This window comes from Kumtagia ephedrae (assembly GCF_003012745.1).
GTDB classification, from domain to species: Bacteria; Pseudomonadota; Alphaproteobacteria; order Rhizobiales; family Rhizobiaceae; genus Kumtagia; species Kumtagia ephedrae.
Map to the genome: position 1 here is coordinate 145,708 of NZ_PXYK01000005.1, position 17,304 is coordinate 163,011.

17 protein-coding genes are annotated in these 17,304 nt (G+C 67.2%); all 17 read left to right on the forward strand.

What is annotated here, in order from left to right; all coding sequences use genetic code 11:
• The first annotated feature begins 12 nt into the window (after nt 1–12).
• The 17 genes from C7I84_RS06805 (at nt 13) to fliR (ending at nt 17,302) form a co-directional block, all read left to right on the forward strand.
• Nucleotides 13–1,008 carry a flagellin N-terminal helical domain-containing protein gene (locus C7I84_RS06805; RefSeq protein ID WP_106771532.1) on the forward strand — a complete coding sequence of 332 codons (996 nt, stop codon included), beginning with the start codon at nt 13–15 and terminating at the stop codon, nt 1,006–1,008.
• A 130-nt stretch (nt 1,009–1,138) separates the two neighbouring features.
• Nucleotides 1,139–2,773, forward strand: coding sequence for a flagellar basal-body MS-ring/collar protein FliF (gene fliF / locus C7I84_RS06810; RefSeq protein ID WP_106771405.1), 1,635 nt, complete (start codon nt 1,139–1,141; stop codon nt 2,771–2,773).
• Nucleotides 2,773–3,402 carry a hypothetical protein gene (locus tag C7I84_RS06815; protein WP_106771533.1) on the forward strand — a complete coding sequence of 210 codons (630 nt, stop codon included), beginning with the start codon at nt 2,773–2,775 and terminating at the stop codon, nt 3,400–3,402. Before fliF ends, C7I84_RS06815 begins: the two co-directional genes overlap by 1 nt.
• Nucleotides 3,399–4,625 carry a MotB family protein gene (locus C7I84_RS06820; RefSeq protein ID WP_106771406.1) on the forward strand — a complete coding sequence of 409 codons (1,227 nt, stop codon included), beginning with the start codon at nt 3,399–3,401 and terminating at the stop codon, nt 4,623–4,625. Before C7I84_RS06815 ends, C7I84_RS06820 begins: the two co-directional genes overlap by 4 nt.
• Nucleotides 4,622–5,983 carry a chemotaxis protein MotC gene (locus C7I84_RS06825; RefSeq protein ID WP_106771407.1) on the forward strand — a complete coding sequence of 454 codons (1,362 nt, stop codon included), beginning with the start codon at nt 4,622–4,624 and terminating at the stop codon, nt 5,981–5,983. Before C7I84_RS06820 ends, C7I84_RS06825 begins: the two co-directional genes overlap by 4 nt.
• On the forward strand, nt 5,980–7,569 hold the full coding sequence (gene fliK, locus C7I84_RS06830; protein ID WP_106771408.1) for a flagellar hook-length control protein FliK: 1,590 nt from the start codon (nt 5,980–5,982) through the stop codon (nt 7,567–7,569). The genes C7I84_RS06825 and fliK overlap by 4 nt, the downstream gene beginning before the upstream one ends.
• A complete protein-coding gene (locus tag C7I84_RS06835) occupies nt 7,493–8,086 on the forward strand; it encodes a transglycosylase SLT domain-containing protein (protein WP_106771409.1) in 594 nt (197 codons plus the stop codon). The genes fliK and C7I84_RS06835 overlap by 77 nt, the downstream gene beginning before the upstream one ends.
• 225 nt (nt 8,087–8,311) lie before the next feature.
• On the forward strand, nt 8,312–8,977 hold the full coding sequence (locus tag C7I84_RS06840) for a response regulator transcription factor (protein ID WP_106771410.1): 666 nt from the start codon (nt 8,312–8,314) through the stop codon (nt 8,975–8,977).
• Nucleotides 8,978–9,065: 88 nt separating this feature from the next.
• Complete coding sequence (locus tag C7I84_RS06845) at nt 9,066–10,325, forward strand: flagellar hook protein FlgE (RefSeq protein ID WP_106771411.1); 1,260 nt, start codon at nt 9,066–9,068, stop codon at nt 10,323–10,325.
• 59 nt (nt 10,326–10,384) lie between these two features.
• On the forward strand, nt 10,385–11,836 hold the full coding sequence (gene flgK / locus C7I84_RS06850; RefSeq protein ID WP_106771412.1) for a flagellar hook-associated protein FlgK: 1,452 nt from the start codon (nt 10,385–10,387) through the stop codon (nt 11,834–11,836).
• Between the two features lie 2 nt (nt 11,837–11,838).
• On the forward strand, nt 11,839–12,888 hold the full coding sequence (locus tag C7I84_RS06855; protein ID WP_106771413.1) for a flagellar hook-associated family protein: 1,050 nt from the start codon (nt 11,839–11,841) through the stop codon (nt 12,886–12,888).
• Between the two features lie 20 nt (nt 12,889–12,908).
• Entirely contained in the window at nt 12,909–13,256 is a 348-nt protein-coding gene (gene flaF / locus C7I84_RS06860; protein WP_106771414.1) for a flagellar biosynthesis regulator FlaF, read from the forward strand.
• The gene (flbT, locus tag C7I84_RS06865) at nt 13,253–13,690 is read left to right on the forward strand and encodes a flagellar biosynthesis repressor FlbT (RefSeq protein WP_106771415.1); all 438 of its coding nucleotides are present in this window, start codon (nt 13,253–13,255) and stop codon (nt 13,688–13,690) included. The genes flaF and flbT overlap by 4 nt, the downstream gene beginning before the upstream one ends.
• A gap of 4 nt (nt 13,691–13,694) precedes the next feature.
• The gene (gene flgD, locus C7I84_RS06870) at nt 13,695–14,102 is read left to right on the forward strand and encodes a flagellar hook assembly protein FlgD (protein ID WP_106771416.1); all 408 of its coding nucleotides are present in this window, start codon (nt 13,695–13,697) and stop codon (nt 14,100–14,102) included.
• Nucleotides 14,103–14,111: 9 nt separating this feature from the next.
• Nucleotides 14,112–14,378: a flagellar biosynthesis protein FliQ gene (fliQ, locus tag C7I84_RS06875; RefSeq protein ID WP_106771417.1), complete on the forward strand. Its 267-nt coding sequence runs from the start codon at nt 14,112–14,114 to the stop codon at nt 14,376–14,378.
• Nucleotides 14,379–14,465: 87 nt separating this feature from the next.
• Nucleotides 14,466–16,553, forward strand: coding sequence for a flagellar biosynthesis protein FlhA (gene flhA, locus C7I84_RS06880; RefSeq protein WP_106771534.1), 2,088 nt, complete (start codon nt 14,466–14,468; stop codon nt 16,551–16,553).
• Nucleotides 16,550–17,302 (forward strand): flagellar biosynthetic protein FliR, encoded by a 753-nt coding sequence (gene fliR / locus C7I84_RS06885; RefSeq protein WP_106771418.1) that lies wholly within the window; start codon nt 16,550–16,552, stop codon nt 17,300–17,302. Before flhA ends, fliR begins: the two co-directional genes overlap by 4 nt.
• Nucleotides 17,303–17,304 lie beyond the last annotated feature (2 nt).

Consider the following 17,304-nt stretch of genomic DNA (forward strand, 5'->3'; position numbering starts at 1 on the left):
GGGGTGGCTTTCGTGACGAGCATCATGACCAACGCTTCGGCGCTGACGGCGCTGCAGAGCCTGAATGCGACCAACAAGACGCTCGAGACCATCCAGGCGCGCATCTCGACGGGCTTCCGCGTCGCCGAGGCCGCCGACAACGCCGCCTACTGGTCGATCGCCACGACCATGCGCTCGGACAACAACGCCATGTCGACCGTGCAGGATGCGCTGGGCCTCGGCGCCTCCAAGGTGGATACCGCCTACACGGCCATGAACAAGGCGATCGATCTCGTCAACGACATCAAGGTCAAGATCGTCGCGGCCACCGGCGCGACGGCCGCCGACAAGGAGAAGCTGCAGACCGAGATCGGCGTGCTGCAGGGCCAGCTCAAGAGCTACGCCGACGCCGCGACCTTCTCCGGCGCCAACTGGCTGTCGGTGAACGCCACCGTGGCCGGCGGTCATTCGGCGGCCGGCGTCCACAGCGACGCGCAGATCGTGTCCGCCTTCAACCGCGACGCCTCCGGCAACGTGACGCTCGGAACCATCAAGATCCAGGTCCAGAACATCAAGCTCTACGATGCCGGGGCCACCACCAACGTCAACAAGGGCATCCTCGAGGGCCTCCGCCTCGGCACCACCGGGGTTCGCGCCAACACCGCCACGGCGGCCACGGCCGGTACGATAAACGCCAATGACGGCTACTCCGTCTCGACCCTGACCGTCGTCGGCTTCACCGACACGCAGGTCACCCAGATGATCAAGGTGGCCGACAAGACGCTCGCCGAGATGCAGGACGCGGCCGTCATCCTCGGCGCCGCCAAGAAGCAGATCGACCAGCAGAAATCCTTCACCACCAGCCTGATGGATTCGATCGAGCGCGGCGTCGGCCAGCTCGTCGATGCTGACATGAACAAGGAATCGACCAGGCTCCAGGCCCTGCAGGTGCAGCAGCAGCTCGGCATCCAGGCGCTGTCGATCGCCAACTCCAACGCCCAGCGCGTGCTGTCGCTCTTCCAGCAGTAGCGGCGATCGGCCGCCACGCGGTCACATTTCGTCTTTGCAAGGCCGCTTCGGGCTCCCGACGCGGCCTTTTCATTTTCGCACAAGCTTCGGCGGCTAGCCTCCAGCGAAAGCCGTGTGGAGCCCTTGATCCGTGCCGGAGCAAATCCAGAAGATCGTCGTCAACCTGCAGGAGTTCGGCCCGCGCCGCCTCGCCATCATGGCGGGCGTCGCCGTCCTCATCATGGCCGTCCTCGGCCTCGCCTCCGTCTATCTCAACCGGCCCGCCTACGAGACGCTCTATGTCGGCCTCGAGCGCTCCGACGTGAACCAGATCGGGCTGGTGCTCGGCGAGGCCGGCATCGGCTTCGACGTCGCCTCCGACGGCACCACCGTGCTCGTGCCGGCGGGCCGGACGGCAGCGGCACGCATGCTGCTTGCCGAGAAGGGCCTGCCGACCAGCGCCAATGCCGGCTACGAGCTGTTCGACAATGTCGGCTCTCTCGGCCTCACCTCCTTCATGCAGCAGGTGACGCGCGTGCGCGCCCTGGAGGGCGAGATCGCCCGCACCATCCAGTCGATCAGCGGCATCAAGGCGGCACGCGTCCACATCGTCATGTCGGAACGCGCCAGCTTCCGCCGCGACGAGCAGCAGCCCTCCGCCTCCGTGGTCATCCGCGCCACCGACCTGATCGCCTCGCGCAGCGCCGGCGCCATCCGCCATCTGGTGGCCGCGGCCGTGCCGGGACTGGGCGTCGACAAGGTCACCGTGCTCGACTCCAGCGGAACGCTGCTCGCCGTCGGCGACGATCCGACGAATTCCAGCGTCAGCCGCTCGATGGGGGTGGCACGCGACGTCGAGATGCAGGTCGAGGAGAACATCCGCCGGGCGCTCGCTCCCTATCTCGGCCCCGACAACTTCCGCGCCAGCGTCAAGGCCGACGTCAACACCGACCTGCGCCAGTCCGAGGAGACGATCTTCGATCCGGAGTCGCGGGTCGAGCGCTCGGTCCAGGTCGTGCGCTCGAACGAGAACACCAGCCAGCAGTCCGCCGCGGCGCCGGCCTCGGTCGACCAGAACCTGCCAGAGACGGAGGCGCCGACGACCCAGGGCCCGCAGTCCTCGGGACAGAGCGAGCGCCGGGAAGAGACCACCAACTACGAGATGAACTCCAAGCGCATCTCGACCACCAGCAACGGCTACACGCTGACCAGGCTGTCGATCGCCGTCGTCGTCAACCAGCAGCGGCTGGCCGCCGTCCTCGGCGAAGGCGCCACGCCGGAGCGGATCGGCGCGCGCATAGCCGAGATCGAGAAGCTGGTGGCCTCCGCCGCCGGCGTCGAGGACGCGCGCGGCGACAGGCTGAACGTCTCCGCCGTCGAGTTCATCGACGGGCTGGACGGCAGCGAGATCGCCATGCCGGGCCTTCTCGACAAAGCGGGCCAGCATGTCGGCACGCTGATCAACGCCGCGGCCTTCATCGTCGTGGTTTTCCTGCTCGCCTTCTTCGGCCTGCGCCCGATGATCTCGGCGCTGCAGAAGTCCGGAGCGGCAGCCGCGATCGCCGGCCCGTCCTTCGAGGAGGTGCAGCGATCGCTTCCCAATCCCGAGCAGGGAGAGGCCGTCGCGGCACTGCCCGGCCGCGGCGGCGGGTCGACGCCGCTCGACGACCTGCGCCAGAAGCTGAAACCCGCGCCGCAGGAGCGGCTGGCCCGCATGGTCGATCTCAATGAGGAGCGCACGGCCCTCATCCTGCGCAAATGGGCCAACCCGGAAGCGGCGGGCTGATGGCGGCGCTGAGGCTCATAGACGCGCTGCCGGACTTCGGCGCGCCGGTTCACGCCGAACGCGAGGCACGCACGCCCGATACGGTGCACAGGCCCGCCTCGCCGCCGCAGCCTCCGGCTGTCGACATCGAGGGGATGATCCGCGCCGCGGTGGCGCGCGCGGAGGGGGCGCTGGCGGCGCGGCTTGCCGTCGAGCACGAGACGGCCCTGCAGGCGGAACGCCAGCGCCACGCCGACGACCTTCAGGCTCTGGCAAGATCCTTCGGGGAGGAAGCCGGTGCAACCATCTCCGCCAGGCTCGCCGAGATCGAGCGCGGCGTCGGCGAGCACGTCTCGGCGGCGGTCGCCAGGCTGCTCGGCGGCATCCTCAGCGACGACCTCCAGCGCCGGTCGCTCGACAGCCTCGCCAAGACGATCGCGGCGGCGGTCGACGACGCGGATGCGGTGCGCATCGAGGTCCGCGGCCCGCAGTCTCTGTTCTCCGGCCTGAGCACGGCACTCGCCGGCCATGCCGCCAGCCTCCACCACGTCGAGGCCGACGGCTTCGACCTTTCCGTCACCATCGACGGCACCGTCTTCGAAACCCGCCTGTCCGAGTGGTCGGCGATCCTGTCGGAGGTGCTGTCGTGAGCGCCGGCGAACCCAATCGCGAGATCGTCATCGTGCGCCGTGCGCATGGCGACCACGACGACGATCACCACGGCGGCGTCTGGAAGATCGCCTTCGCCGACTTCATGACGGCGATGATGTGCTTCTTCCTGGTCATGTGGCTGATCAACGCCTCGAACGAGCAGACCAAGGCGGCGGTCGCCAGCTACTTCAACCCTGTCAAGCTGGTCGACCGCAACGCCACCCGCAAGAGCCTGGAGGAGGTCGGCGAAGGTTCGGAGCAGACGGCGCCCGAGACGGAGAAGCCGGAGACCAAGGGCGGCGCCGCGAAGTCCGGCCCGTCCTCCAACGAGGGCACCGTCGACAGTTCCGACATCAAGAAGGAGGCGGACGAGAAACTCTTCGCCGATCCCTATGCGGTGCTGGCGGAGATCGCGTCCGACACCGGCATCAAGCAGAACATCAGCGACAAGGGCGACGGCGGCGCGCAGCTTGCCGGCCCGGCCACCGGCGCTTCCGGCGGCGAAGCCTATCGCGACCCTTTCGCGCCGGATTTCTGGTCGCAGCAGGTGGCCCTGCCGAGCGAGGCCGAGGCGAGCGCCGAACCGGAGCGGACGGTCGAAGGCGGCACCGGAGAAAGCGCCGGCGACGGCCTGAGCGAAGCAGGAGCGGCAGACGCGCAGCCGCATTCGCCCGCTACGCCCGATCAGGCTGAACAAGCCAAGGTCGAAGGGCAGGGAAAGACCGACAAGCCCGAACTGCCGCCGGCTCCCACGGCGGAGGCGCGCGCGACCGCCGACCGCATCCGCCAGGAGCTCGCCCGGGCGCTGCTGCCGGGCGACAAGATGAAGGACGGCATCACGGTGGTGGCGACCGACAGGGGTGTGCAGGTCTCGGTCACCGACCAGCTCGATTTCGGCATGTTCGAGATCGGCTCGGCGATGCCGCGCCGCGAGCTTGTGCTCGCCATGGAGAAGATCGGCAAGGCGATCGGCAACCAGGCCGGCCGGGTGACCATCGCCGGCCATACCGACGCCCGCCCCTACAGGGGAAGCGGCTACGACAACTGGCGGCTGTCCACCGCGCGCGCCCATTCGGCCTATTACATGCTTGTGCGCGCCGGCCTCGACGAGAAGCGCATCACCGAGGTGGCCGGCTTCGCCGACCGCAAGCCGAAGGACCCGTCCACACCGCTCGCGGCCGCCAACCGCCGCATCGAGATACTGCTCGAGATCGGCGGATGAAGGCGGCGCCGGCTTTCGCGGCAGCGCTGCTCGCGGCCGCGCATCTGTCGGGCGCCGCCGGCGCAGCCCCGGCGGGCGAGCTCGAGCCGTACCAGATGGTGCGTTCGCTCCAGCATGTGCAGGACCGCGTCGCGACCGGCGACCATGCGGCGCTGCCGATCCAGCGCCGCCTGCTCGAGATGATCGACCGGCGCCTGCGCACGGCGATCGCGGCCGAACTGATGCAGCCCGTCAACGTCCAGGCCATGCTGATCTACGCGATGAGCGGCGGCAATCCGGCGACGTTGCAGTCCATCCTGGAGCGGCTGCATCTCGGCGAGCGGGACGGCCGCATCGCTGCCGGCATCATCGGCTATCTCAACGGCGGCACCCGCTCCGCCGCGGCGGCGCTGAAGCCGATCGAGCCGATGCGCGAGCCGGCCGAGATCGGCGCCTTCCTGGCGCTGCTGAAGGGCTCGCTGACGTCGCTGGAAGATCCGCGCAGCGCCCTCGGGCTGTTCGACCAGGCACGGCTGCTGTCTCCGGGCACGCTGGTCGAGGAAGCGGCGCTGCGCCGTTCCGTCGCACTGGCGGCGACAACGGGAGACTCCGGCCGGTTCGTCCAGGCCGCCGGCCAATATGTGCGCGGCTACATCCGCTCCCCCTACGCCAGCCAGTTCGCCGATGCCTTCGTCTCGGGCGTCGTCACGCTGCACGACACCGTCGATCTCGACGCGGTCGAGGCCGTGGCGGCGTTCATGAATCCGGAACAGCGCAAGGTGGTCTATCTCAGGATCGCGCGCCGCGCCGCCATCGACGGGCTGGTGGAGCTTTCCAACTTCGCCGCCGCCAAAGCGGCCGCCATCGACGTGCCCACCGAGGAGCCTCAGGACCCGCGCCTGCTCCTCTATTCGAGCCTGACCGGCGTAGCCAGCGAGCCGGCCGAAACCATCAGGGCGAGGCTTGCCGGCATAGATCGCGGCAAGCTTTCCGATGGAGACCGCAAGCTCCTGGAAGCCGTGCTTGCCGTCAGCGACGAGATCGTCGGCAAGCCGGCGCCGCAAAAGCCCGCGGCAACGAAAGCGGCCAAGCCGCCAGCCGCCGAGGGAACGGCTCAGATATCCGCACCGGCGGAGCTCGCCGAACCGGACCCCGACATACCGGTTGCGGCCGCCGTGGCGGACCAGGAGCCCACGATGCCGCCCGTCTCCGATATGCCGCGCGCTGTCGAAGCGCCCACACCTGCACCGGCACCGACAATGGCGGCCGAAGCACCGGCGACCGCGGTCGCACCGGAAGAACCAGCCGATCCGACCCTTGCCGAAGGACGCAAGAGATTGGCGGAGATCGATGCCTTGCTGGCGGGAGCCACGGATTGAGAACGACGGAAACGCTCGACGCCAGGTTGCCGCCGCCGAAGCCGGCGCATCGCGCCGCTGCCCTGGCACGCGGCGACGGTTTTCGCGACCTTCTGGAAGCAGGCGACGCGGCCAAGCCCGAGCCCCGCAAGGCCACCCGCGCGGATAGCGAGCCTTCACCGGCGGCAGGCTCCGGTCGGCAGGAAAATACCTCGCTGGAGCGGCGTGTCGCTCGCAGGGACCGTGCCGACGGGTCCGAGCCGCAGGACAGAACCCTGCCGCGAGACGACTTGACGACTGGCTGGCCGATGCCGGCCATGTCCGCGACTCCGCCTTCAAGCCAAAATGTCGGCGTCTTGGCGGACGGTATCGATCAGCCACGGCAGTCGACCGATTTGCGGGACGAAGCAGCCCCCGCCGAGCCGTCAGCCGCCGAAGAAGGGAGTTCGGCATTGCCAAGGCCGGAAACGGGTAACACCGCTATCCAGCAACGGCAGGGCGACGAGACCGTGGCGGGTGGTCCGGCGGACACGCCGAGGCGAACCGCAGCTCGGCCGTCCGACAGCGGCGAAACGCAGTCCCGGCAGGATTTGGAACAATCCGGCAAAACCGCACCGAAGGACGTTCCTCCGATTGCGGCGGCGGTGCAAGCCATCGCATCGTCGACGGCAGTCTCCGCAGCGGCGATACCGGCGGATGTCGCCGCCGCGAGCACGCGGCATGTCAGGACGACCGCCACGCGCGTCACCGAACCGCAATCGGGCCGCGACGGTGCCGCCCCGGAACACAGGAAGGGTCTGGAACGGACCGGAAGCCTGCCGACGGAAACTCGCCGGGAAATCCTGCTCGTCGAAGGGTCCGCCAGTCACAACAGCACTACCGCCGACCGCGAGCCGGGCCAGCCATCCGCCGATCCCGTCCCCGCACGATCCCAGCCCGGCCGGGCGACCTTCGCCGCCGAACTGACCGCGGCCGCCGCGAACTATACCCTTCCCGCCTCTAGGGAACATGGTTCCGACGTCTCCCCCGCTCCCTCATTGCAGTGGTCGCCGGTGGCCATGCTCGCCGGGCGACCGCCGCAGGCCACGTCTCCGGCATCCCTGGTGGCTTCCATTCTCGCCGCCGAGCCGAGTTGGCAGTCCGCGGCTGTTGCGTCCGCGACACAGTCACAGGCCGTTCACGCTTATGTGTCGCCGAGAGTGCTGCAGATACAGCTCAATCCGAGCCGCCTTGGCGTCGTGACGGCCACCCTGCGCCTATCCGGAGCACAACTGACGATCGAGCTGGCCGCCTCCAGCGCCGAAGCGCGCGAGCATCTCAAGGGCGAGGAACACGTCATCGAGAAGGCTATCAGAGCCTTGGGTTACGACGTCGGCCAGGTTTCCGTAATACAATCTTCAGTTGTGATCGCCACGCATTCCCGGACGGACATCACCGTGTCGTCCGGGCCAGCGCGCGACCAGCCGTCGACCGATGCAGGCCCGTCGTCGGGTAGCGGCGGGCAATCGAACTCCCGGCAAGGAGGAGACCATGGAGCGGAGCGTTCCGGCCAGGCTGGCGGCAAGCTTGCGGCCGATCCTGGCGGCGGCCGCGGTCTTTACATCTAGCGCCTGCCTTCCCGCCGCCGCCGCTCCGGCCAATGCCTGCGAACCCGAGATCCTGCGGGCGGCGGACCGCTACGGCGTACCGGTCGGCATCCTCTACGCTGTCGGCCTCACCGAGACCGGCAACAAGGGCAGCCTTCAGCCCAACGCATTGAACATAGAAGGAAAAGCCGTCTTTCCCGGCAGCCGCGAACAGGCCGTCGCCGCCGTGGAGGAAGCCCGCCGGGGCGGCGCGAAACTCATCGATCTCGGCTGCATGCAGATCAATCATCACTATCATTCGCAGCACTTCGCCGGCACCCGCGACATGCTCGATCCGCGCAAGAACGTCGACTACGCCGCGCGCTTCCTGGTCAGCCTTCATGCGCGCCATCGGACCTGGTCTATGGCCGTCGCCCGCTATCATGCCGGCCCCGACAACGACCCCGCGCAGAAGCGCTATGTCTGTCGGGTCATCGCCAACATGGTCGCCACCGGCTTCGGAAAGTGGACGCCGAACGCCCGGACATTCTGCAACTAGTAGTAGTGCATACTGGCCGACATGTCGCGCCGACCCTGACGTCGCGGACTGCCGGCCACCACCGCGGCCGCCATCCTCTCTCCCGCAACCCTCGACCGCAGGGTACAACTTTCGCGCGTTCCGACTCCCAAGAAACCATCCACAAGAAATCATGGTTTTTCGGGCGACGCCGTCGCGTTTACCCCTCGTTCACCAGTTCACTACGAATGATTCGGAGGCGGGCCGATGATCGTGATTGTGGACGAGCGGAAGCTCGTCACTGAGGGCTATTCTTCGCTGTTCTACCGCGAAGGCGTTGCCACAACGGGGTTCAGATCGAGCGAGTTCGGGGAATGGGTCTCCAGCGCCGCGGATGAGGATCTGAGGTCGGTACGGGCCGTCCTCATCGGCGATTGCGGACAACCGGTGTCGCCGCGATCGATCCGCGACCGCACCCGCGCGCCGGTGATCGCGCTCAGCGATCAGCATTCGCTGGAGAACACGCTGCGACTCTTCGAGTCGGGTGTCGACGACGTGGTCCGCAAGCCGGTCCATATCCGCGAGATCCTGGCGCGCATCGCCGCCATCCGCCGCCGCGCCGAGGACGAGAAGGAGCCGGAAGTGGCCGGCCGCATGCGCATCTTCATGGATGGGCGCGATCCCGAGATCGACGGCGAGCCGATGCCGCTGCCGCGCCGCGAGCGGCGCATCCTCGAATACCTGGCCTCCAACAACGGCCGCCGGGTCACCAAGACGCAGGTGTTCAACGCCATTTACGGGCTGTTCGACGACGACGTCGAGGAGAACGTCGTGGAGAGCCACATCAGCAAGCTGCGCAAGAAGCTGCGCGAGAGGCTCGGCTTCGATCCGATCGATTCCAAGCGCTTCCTCGGCTACCGGCTGGTCGCCTGACGGCATCGGCCCGGGCCGCGCCGACAGCCTCGCGCAAGACAACGCGGTTAGCCTCTGCCCGAAGCCTGAACCTTGAGGAGACCTTCCGATGAGCCTCTACGGAATGATGCGGACCGGCGTGTCGGGAATGAACGCGCAGGCCAACCGCCTCTCCTCGGTAGCCGACAACATCGCCAATGCCAACACCACCGGCTACAAGCGTTCGAGCACGGAATTCTCGTCGCTGGTCATCCCCACGGCCGGCGGCAACTACGCCTCCGGCGGCGTGACCACGGTGGTGCGCAACGCCGTCTCGCAGCAGGGGGATCTGCGCTTCACCAATTCGGGAACCGACCTTGCCATCAACGGCAACGGCTTCTTCATCGTCCAGGACGACTCGGGCCAGTCCTTCATGACGCGGGCCGGCGCCTTCACCCCGGACGACCAGGGCCGGCTGGTCAATGCGGCCGGTTTCGTCCTGATGGGCTACAGCTACGCCAACGGCACGCCGAGCGCCAACGCCAACGGGTTCGGCGGCCTCGAGCCGGTGAACGTAAAGCTCAACGAGATCACGGCGAGCCCCAGCCGCACCGGGATATTCAGCGCCACCCTGCCGGCCAGTGCCGACATCGTCGATCCGGACGACCTGCCCTCGGAGAATGGCAGCGGCGCGAAACATACCGCGAAGTCCTCGCTGCTCGCCTATGACAATCTCGGGCGGGAGGTGCTGCTCGACGTCTACAGCACCAGGACCGGCGAGAACACATGGGAGGTCGCCATCTACAACCAGGCGGATGCCGCGGCGAACACCTCGTTCCCTTACGGCCAGCCGGCTCTGGCGACACAGACGCTCACCTTCGACGGCACCACCGGCAAGCTGACAGGCACCAGCCAGACGAGCATCACGCTCGACGTTCCCGGCGGCGCCAGCCTCGCCATCGACCTGTCGGGCATGAAGCAGCTCGGCCAGCAGTACTCGGTCAGCACCGCGAAGCTCGACGGCTCGGCGCCGAGCGCGATCGACACGGTCCAGATCGGCAACGACGGCATCGTCTACGCCCAGTACGGCGACGGCTCGATCAAGCAGCTCTACCGCATCCCCGTGGCGACGGTGCAGAGTCCGGACCAGTTGCAGGTTCTCGCCGGCAACGTGTTCGCCGAAAGCCCGCTCTCCGGCACGCCGGAAGTCGGTTTCCCCGGCGAGAGCTCGCGCGGCTCGATCGTTTCGGGCGCGCTCGAAAGCTCGAACGTCGACATCGCCGAGGAGCTGACCAACATGATCGAGTCGCAGCGCAGCTACACCGCGAATTCCAAGGTGTTCCAGACGGGCGCCGATCTGATGGACGTTCTCGTCAATCTCAAGAGGTAAGGCCGGCCGCGAGGGGCGTCGCCGCGAACGCCGCTCCGGTCGCCTGAAAGTCAGCAGGTATGTCGCTTTCCACCGCCCTCAACATCGCACAATCCTCCCTGCTCAACACCGGGCGCCAGACGAGCGTCGTTTCGCGGAACATCCAGGAGCAGAACAATCCGGACTACACGCGCCGCGTGGCGACGCTTTCCAGCCTCGCCCCCGGATCGCGCGTCGACGTCCAGCGCGCCACCAACGAGCAGCTGTTCAAGCAGAACCTTGCCGCCCTGTCGGCATGGAGCGCCCAGGGCACGCTCTATGACGGGCTCGAGCGCCTCGAGATCGCGATCAACGGGGTCGACAACGGCTCCTCCGCGGCGACCGTCCTGGGCAAGTTCCAGGAAGCGCTGCAGACCTACTCGGCCTCGCCGTCCAACCGCAGCATCGGCGAGAACGCCGTCGACGCCGCGCGGCAGGTCGTGCGCACGCTGAATGCCGGCACCGCTTCGATCCAGGCTTTCCGGGTCGACGTCGACGGCCAGATCGCCGGCGCGGTGAACGAGTTGAACGGATTGCTGGCGCAGTTCAAGGAAGCCAACGACACGGTGGTCATCGGCACGCGCGCCGGGCGCGACGTGGCCGACGCCCTCGACCGGCGCGATGCGCTGCTGAAGAAGATTTCCGACTACGTGCCGCTCTCCACCCTGTCGCGCAACGACAACGACATGGTGCTGATGACCAGGGACGGCGCGACCCTGTTCGAGAAGGTGCCGCGCACCGTCTCCTTCGAGCCGGCCACCTCTTACGGCGCCGGTTCTGCCGGAAACCCGGTCTATATCGACGGCGTGCCGATCAACCTCGGCGCCGGCGGCAATACCGACGCGTCCGGCAAGATCGCCGGCCTCGTCCAGTTGCGCGACGGCGTGGCGCCGCTGATGCAGGCCCAGCTCGACGAGATGGCGCGCGGCCTGATCACCGCCTTCGCCGAGACCGGAACGGGCGTGCCGGCCGCCGCCGGCCTGTTCACCTGGTCCGGAGCCCCCGCCGTGCCGGCCGAAGGAACGCTGGTCGACGGGCTCGCCGGCGCGATCCGCATCAACGCGGCCTTCGATTCCAGCGCCGGCGGCAATCCGGAACTGCTGCGCGACGGCGGCGCCAACGGCGCGGCTTATATCGTCAACACCTCCGGCGGCGCCGGCTACGCCGACCTGCTGATCGACTATGGCGACCGCATGGACCGGCCGATGCAGTTCGACAGCGCCGCCGGGCTGGCGACGACGCTCAGCCTCAGCAGTTTCTCGACCGCCGCGGTCGGCTGGTTCCAGGCCGTCCGGCAGGACGCCTCGGCAGCAGCCGAGCAGAAGGAGGCGCTGGCCGTCCGCACGCGTGAAGCCCTCTCCAACGCCACCGCCGTCGACGTCAACACCGAAATGGCGCTGCTGCTCGAGCTGGAGCATTCCTTCGATGCCTCCGCCCGGCTGATGAAGGTGATCGACGACATGCTGGCCTCGCTCCTTGCGGCGGTGAGATAACCATGAAGACGACCTCCGTCTCCACCGCCGCCCTTTCTCAGTCCCTGCGCTTCTCGCTGGTCCGGGCGCAGATGGAGCTGACCCGGGCGCAGAAGGAACTGCAGACCGGCAAGGTCGCCGACACCGGCCTTGCCCTCGGCGCGGGAACCGCCCGGACGGTATCGCTGACGCGCGACTTCGAACGCATGCAGGGCATCGTCGATTCCAACAGCCTGATCTCCGGCCGGCTGAAGATAACCCAGGATGCGCTGAAGCAGATCGCCGAGGCCTCCCAGACCTTCCTGTCGACGCTGACCACCAGCAGTTCGGGCGACGCGCTCGGCAATGTCACGCAGGCCAGCGCCCGGACGATGCTGGATCAGCTCACCGGCATCCTGAACACCAGCTACAATGGCGAGCACATCTTCGCCGGCACCAATACCGACGTGACGCCGATCGACGACTTCACCGCCCCGGGCTCGGGCGCCAAGGCCGCCTTCGACGCCGCCTTCCAGGCGCATTTCGGCTTCTCGAAAACCGATCCGGCCGCGGCCTCGATCACCGCGGCCGAGATGGACGGCTTCCTCGCCAGCGCCGTGGAGCCGCAGTTTCTCGGCAGCGGCTGGGAAGCCAACTGGTCGTCCGCCACGGACCAGAAGATCGTCAGCCGGGTGACGCTGACCGAGACGACAGAGACCTCCGTGAGCGCCAACGACGTCGGCATGCGCAAGCTCGCCATGGCGGCCGCCACCATCACCGACCTGTTCGACGGCAATCTCGGCCCGGGCGCACGGCAGGCGCTGATCGACCGCGCCTTCACTCTCGTGTCGGAGGCGGTCGGCAGCATCGCCGACCTGCAGGCCACGACCGGCCTCATCGAGAAGCGCGTAAGCGACGCGACGGCGCGGCTGAACGTGCAGATCGACCTGTTCGAACGCCAGATCGGCAACCTGGTCAGCGTCGATCCCTACGAAGCCAAGACCCGCGTGGACGCCCTGCTCGGCCAGGTCGAGGTGTCCTACGCCCTGACGGCCCGCTTCCAGCAACTCAGCCTCCTGCGCTTCCTCAGCTAGGAACGGAACACGGACAGAAGATGTACCAATTCTCCTATGCCGACATACAGACCGACTCGGTCGCCGACGCGCGGGACCGGGAACGGCAGTTGCTGGACCGTTGCATCGTCCTGCTCGACGAGGCGCGCCAGGCCGGTTCCGATTCGATCAAGGCCATCGAGGCCCTGCACTTCACCAACCGCCTCTGGACGACCCTCGTCGAGGACCTCGGCAGCGCCGAGAACGCCCTTCCCAAGGACCTGCGCGCCAACCTGATCTCCATAGGCTTGTGGGTGCTGCGCGAGGCCGAGGAAGTGCGTCAGGGGCGCTCGGACAATTTCGACGGGCTGATCGAGGTGTCGCAGATCATTCGGGACGGGATACGATGAAACCGACACTGAAGCTCTCGCTCAAGGCTAACGAGAAGATCTATCTGAACGGCGCGGTGATCCGCGCCGATCGCAAGGTGACGATCGAACTTCTCAACGACGTGCAGTTCCTGCTCGAAAGCCACGTGCTTCAGGTCTCGGAGGCCTCGACGCCGCTGCGCCAGCTCTACTTCATGGTGCAGGTCATGCTGATGGACCCCAGCGGTGCGCAGCAGGCCCGCGACATGTTCCGCAAGTCGCTGCCGCTGCTGATCGCCAGCTTCGACGATGCGCGCATCTCGTCCGCCCTCAAGCAGGTGGATGCGCTGGTCAGCGAAGGCTCGGTGTTCGAGGCGCTGAAGACGATCCGCTCGCTCTACGGCCTGGAAGCCGCCGCGATGGGAAACACCAACGACGTCGGGCAGCCCCTGCGGCTGGTCGCGGCGGGAGGTTGAGGCGATGGTCACGGCGGTCAACTCCGTTCAGCAGAACAGCACGACGACCACAACCGATTCGGCGTCGAAGACGGCGGTCGACTACCAGTCCTTCCTGCGGCTGCTCGTCGCCGAGATGAAGAACCAGGATCCGACCAATCCGATGGACTCTACCCAGTACGTAGCCCAGCTCGCCGCGTTCTCGCAGGTCGAGCAGTCCGTGCAGATCAACAACCGCCTCGACCAGTTGCTGCAGGCGTCCACGCTTGCCCAGGCCGACGCCCTGATCGGCAGGACCGTCACCTCCGCGGACGGCAAGACCAGCGGCGTCGTGCAGGAAGTTCGCCTGACCTCCAACGGCGCCGTCGCCGTGCTGGAAGGCGGCAAGCAGGTCACCGTCGGCCCCGGCATCGTCATTTCGCAAGGTTCGTGAGCCGCACGCGTGAACGAGGCCGACGCGCTCGACATCGTCCAGTTCGCCATCTGGACCGTGCTGACGGCCTGCGGCCCGGCCGTCGGCGTCGCCATGGTCGTCGGCATGGGCATCGCGCTCGTCCAGGCGCTGACGCAGATTCAGGAGATCACGCTCACCTTCGTTCCCAAGATCGTCGCCATCCTGCTGGTGATCGCGCTGACCGGGCCTTTCATCGGCGGCCAGATCTCGGCCTTCGCCAACGTGATCTTCGAGCGCATCGAGACGGGGTTCTGACGGGACTGCCCACCCTCGCACAAGCTTGACCGTCTAGCCTGATCCCGCCGGGCGATGCTCCGGCATCGGATCGAAGCGGAAGGCGGCATGGCAGTCACCGACACCCTGACGGCGGGCACGCCGGCGCGAAACAGCCGCGACATCTTCTTCGCGCTCGGCATCGTCGTCATCCTGGCGGTGCTGTTCCTGCCGATCCCGGCCTTCCTGATCGACATCGGCCTGGCCTTCTCGATCGCGCTGTCGGTGCTGATCCTGATGGTGGCATTGTGGATCCAGCGGCCGCTCGACTTCACGTCCTTCCCGACGATCCTGCTGATCGCCACCATGCTGCGGCTGTCGCTCAACATCGCGACCACCCGCATGATCCTGTCGCATGGCAGCGAGGGCACGCATGCGGCCGGCTACATCATCAGCGGCTTCTCGCAGCTCGTCATGAGCGGCGATTTCGTCATCGGCCTGATCGTCTTCCTGATCCTGATCGTCGTCAATTTCATCGTCATCACCAAGGGTGCGACGCGCATCGCCGAGGTCGGCGCCCGCTTCACGCTGGACGCCATTCCCGGGAAGCAGATGTCCATCGACGCGGATCTCTCGGCCGGCGTCATCGACGACAAGACCGCGCAGTTGCGCCGGCGCGAGCTGGAAGAGGAAAGCTCCTTCTTCGGCTCCATGGACGGCGCCTCGAAATTCGTGCGCGGCGACGCCATCGCCGGCCTGATCATCACCGCCGTCAACATCGTCGGCGGCATCGCCATCGGCTATTTCCGTCACGACATGGGCATGGCGGAAGCGTCCGACGTGTTCATAAAACTGTCGGTCGGCGACGGCCTGGTCACCCAGATCCCGGCGCTCATCGTCTCGCTCGCCGCCGGCCTGCTGGTCTCCAAGGGCGGCACCCGCGGCTCGGCCGACCAGGCCGTGTTCGGCCAGCTCGGCGCCTATCCGCGCGCGCTCTATGTCGCCGCCGGCCTGCTGGTGCTGCTGGCGCTGATGCCCGGCCTGCCGATGTTCCCGTTCCTCTTCTTCGCCGTCGCGATGGCGGCCATCGGCTACCTCATCCCGCTCCGCCACAGGCGCCGGATGGAGGAAGAGGCGGCGATCGCGCAGCAGGAAACGGTCGCCAAGGAGGACGAGGAGAAGAACTCGGTCAAGGCCTCGCTGAGGACCGCCGAGATCGAGTTGCTGATCGGCAAGCAGCTCTCCACCAAGCTGCTGGTCTCGCACCAAGAGCTCGCCTTCCGCATGGCCAAGATGCGCAAGAAGTTCGCCTCGCAATACGGCTTCGTCGTTCCCGAGGTGAGGCTGACCGACGATCTGGCCCTGCAGAGCAAGAGCTATCAGATCAAGATCCACGGCACGGTCGTGGCCGAGCACCAGATGCGCGTCGGCGAGCTCATGGTGCTGCTGGGCAAGCGCGACGTGCCGGAAATCCCCGGCGAGGAGGTGCGCGAGCCGGCTTTCGGCATGCGCGCCTATTCGGTGCCGGAGATGTTCGCCGAGGATCTGAAGCGCGAGCAATACGCCTATGCCGACAACATGTCGGTGCTGCTCACGCATCTCTCCGAGGTCATCCGCAACAACCTGCCGCAGCTTCTCTCCTACAAGGACATGAAGGCGCTGCTCGAGCGCCAGGACGCGGAATACAAGAAGCTCGCCGACGAGATCTGCACCTCGCACATCTCCTATCCCGGCCTGCAGGCGGTGCTGAAGCTGCTGCTCGCCGAGCGCGTGTCGATCCGCAACCTGCATCTGATCATCGAGGCGATCGCCGAGATCGCACCGCATGTGCGCCGCACCGAGCAGATCGTCGAGCATGTGCGGGTGCGCATGGCCCAGCAGATCTGCGGCGACCTGTCGGAGGCCGGCGTGCTCAAGGTGCTGCGGCTCGGCAACCGCTGGGACCTCGCCTTCCACCAGGCCCTCAAGCGCGACGCCAAGGGCGAAATCCGCGAATTCGACATCGATCCGCGCCAGCTCGAGGAATTCGGCCAGGAGGCGACCAAGGCGATCCGCACCCATATGGAGGCCGGCGAGCGCTTCGCCATCGTCACCGCGCCGGACGCACGCCCCTATGTGCGCATGATCATCGAGCGCCTGTTCACCACGCTGCCCGTGCTCAGCCATGTCGAGATCGCCAAGGGGGTGGAGATCCGCATTCTCGGCACCATATCGTGAGCGGACTGACCGAAAGCTTCGTCGTCGCGGCGTTCCTCGCCTTCTGCCGTATCGGCGGCTGCTTCATGATCATGCCGGGCCTTTCCAGCGCGCGCGTGCCGACGCAGGTCAGGCTGTTCGTCGCGATCGCCGCGACGGGCGCGCTGCTCATGCATCTGTGGGACCAGATCCTGCCCTTCGCCAGCCGCGAGCCGGCGATCCTCGTTCCCATGGTGATATCCGAACTGCTGACCGGGGGGCTGATCGGCTTGGTGGCGCGTCTCTACATGCTGGCACTGCAGTTCATCGGCTCGGGCATCACCATGCTGATCGGGCTCGGCGGCGGCGCGGCGCCGGGCATCGAAAGCGGCGAGCCGCAAAGCGCGCTGGGCGACATCATCTCGCTGTCCGCGCTGCTGCTCCTGTTCGTCTTCGATTTCCACCACGACATCGTCCGGGCGCTGGTGCGGTCCTACGAGATCGCTCCGGTCAATGTCTTCTTCGACCCGCGCCGGGCGCTGGTCGATGTCACCGACACCCTTGGCGAATCCTTCCTCATCGCCCTGCGGCTGGGCAGCCCGTTCGTCGCCTATGCCATCCTGGTCAACCTGAGCATAGGCTTCGTCAACAAGCTGACGCCGCAGATACCGGTCTACTTCATCTCCCTGCCGATGGTGATCGCCGGCGGGCTCATCCTCTTCTACTTCGCCGTCGCGACCATGCTCAGACTGTTCGCCGACGGTTTCCTGCCGACGGTCCTGGGAGTGTGAAG

Coding starts and splice junctions, on each gene's coding strand:
- C7I84_RS06855 (WP_106771413.1), top strand. CDS start 11,839: ATGAAGACGACCTCCGTCTCCACCGCCGCCCTTTCTCAGTCCCTGCGC.
- flbT (WP_106771415.1), top strand. CDS start 13,253: ATGAAACCGACACTGAAGCTCTCGCTCAAGGCTAACGAGAAGATCTAT.
- flgK (WP_106771412.1), top strand. CDS start 10,385: ATGTCGCTTTCCACCGCCCTCAACATCGCACAATCCTCCCTGCTCAAC.
- C7I84_RS06835 (WP_106771409.1), top strand. CDS start 7,493: ATGGAGCGGAGCGTTCCGGCCAGGCTGGCGGCAAGCTTGCGGCCGATC.
- C7I84_RS06815 (WP_106771533.1), top strand. CDS start 2,773: ATGGCGGCGCTGAGGCTCATAGACGCGCTGCCGGACTTCGGCGCGCCG.
- flaF (WP_106771414.1), top strand. CDS start 12,909: ATGTACCAATTCTCCTATGCCGACATACAGACCGACTCGGTCGCCGAC.
- flhA (WP_106771534.1), top strand. CDS start 14,466: ATGGCAGTCACCGACACCCTGACGGCGGGCACGCCGGCGCGAAACAGC.
- C7I84_RS06825 (WP_106771407.1), top strand. CDS start 4,622: ATGAAGGCGGCGCCGGCTTTCGCGGCAGCGCTGCTCGCGGCCGCGCAT.
- C7I84_RS06840 (WP_106771410.1), top strand. CDS start 8,312: ATGATCGTGATTGTGGACGAGCGGAAGCTCGTCACTGAGGGCTATTCT.
- C7I84_RS06845 (WP_106771411.1), top strand. CDS start 9,066: ATGAGCCTCTACGGAATGATGCGGACCGGCGTGTCGGGAATGAACGCG.
- flgD (WP_106771416.1), top strand. CDS start 13,695: ATGGTCACGGCGGTCAACTCCGTTCAGCAGAACAGCACGACGACCACA.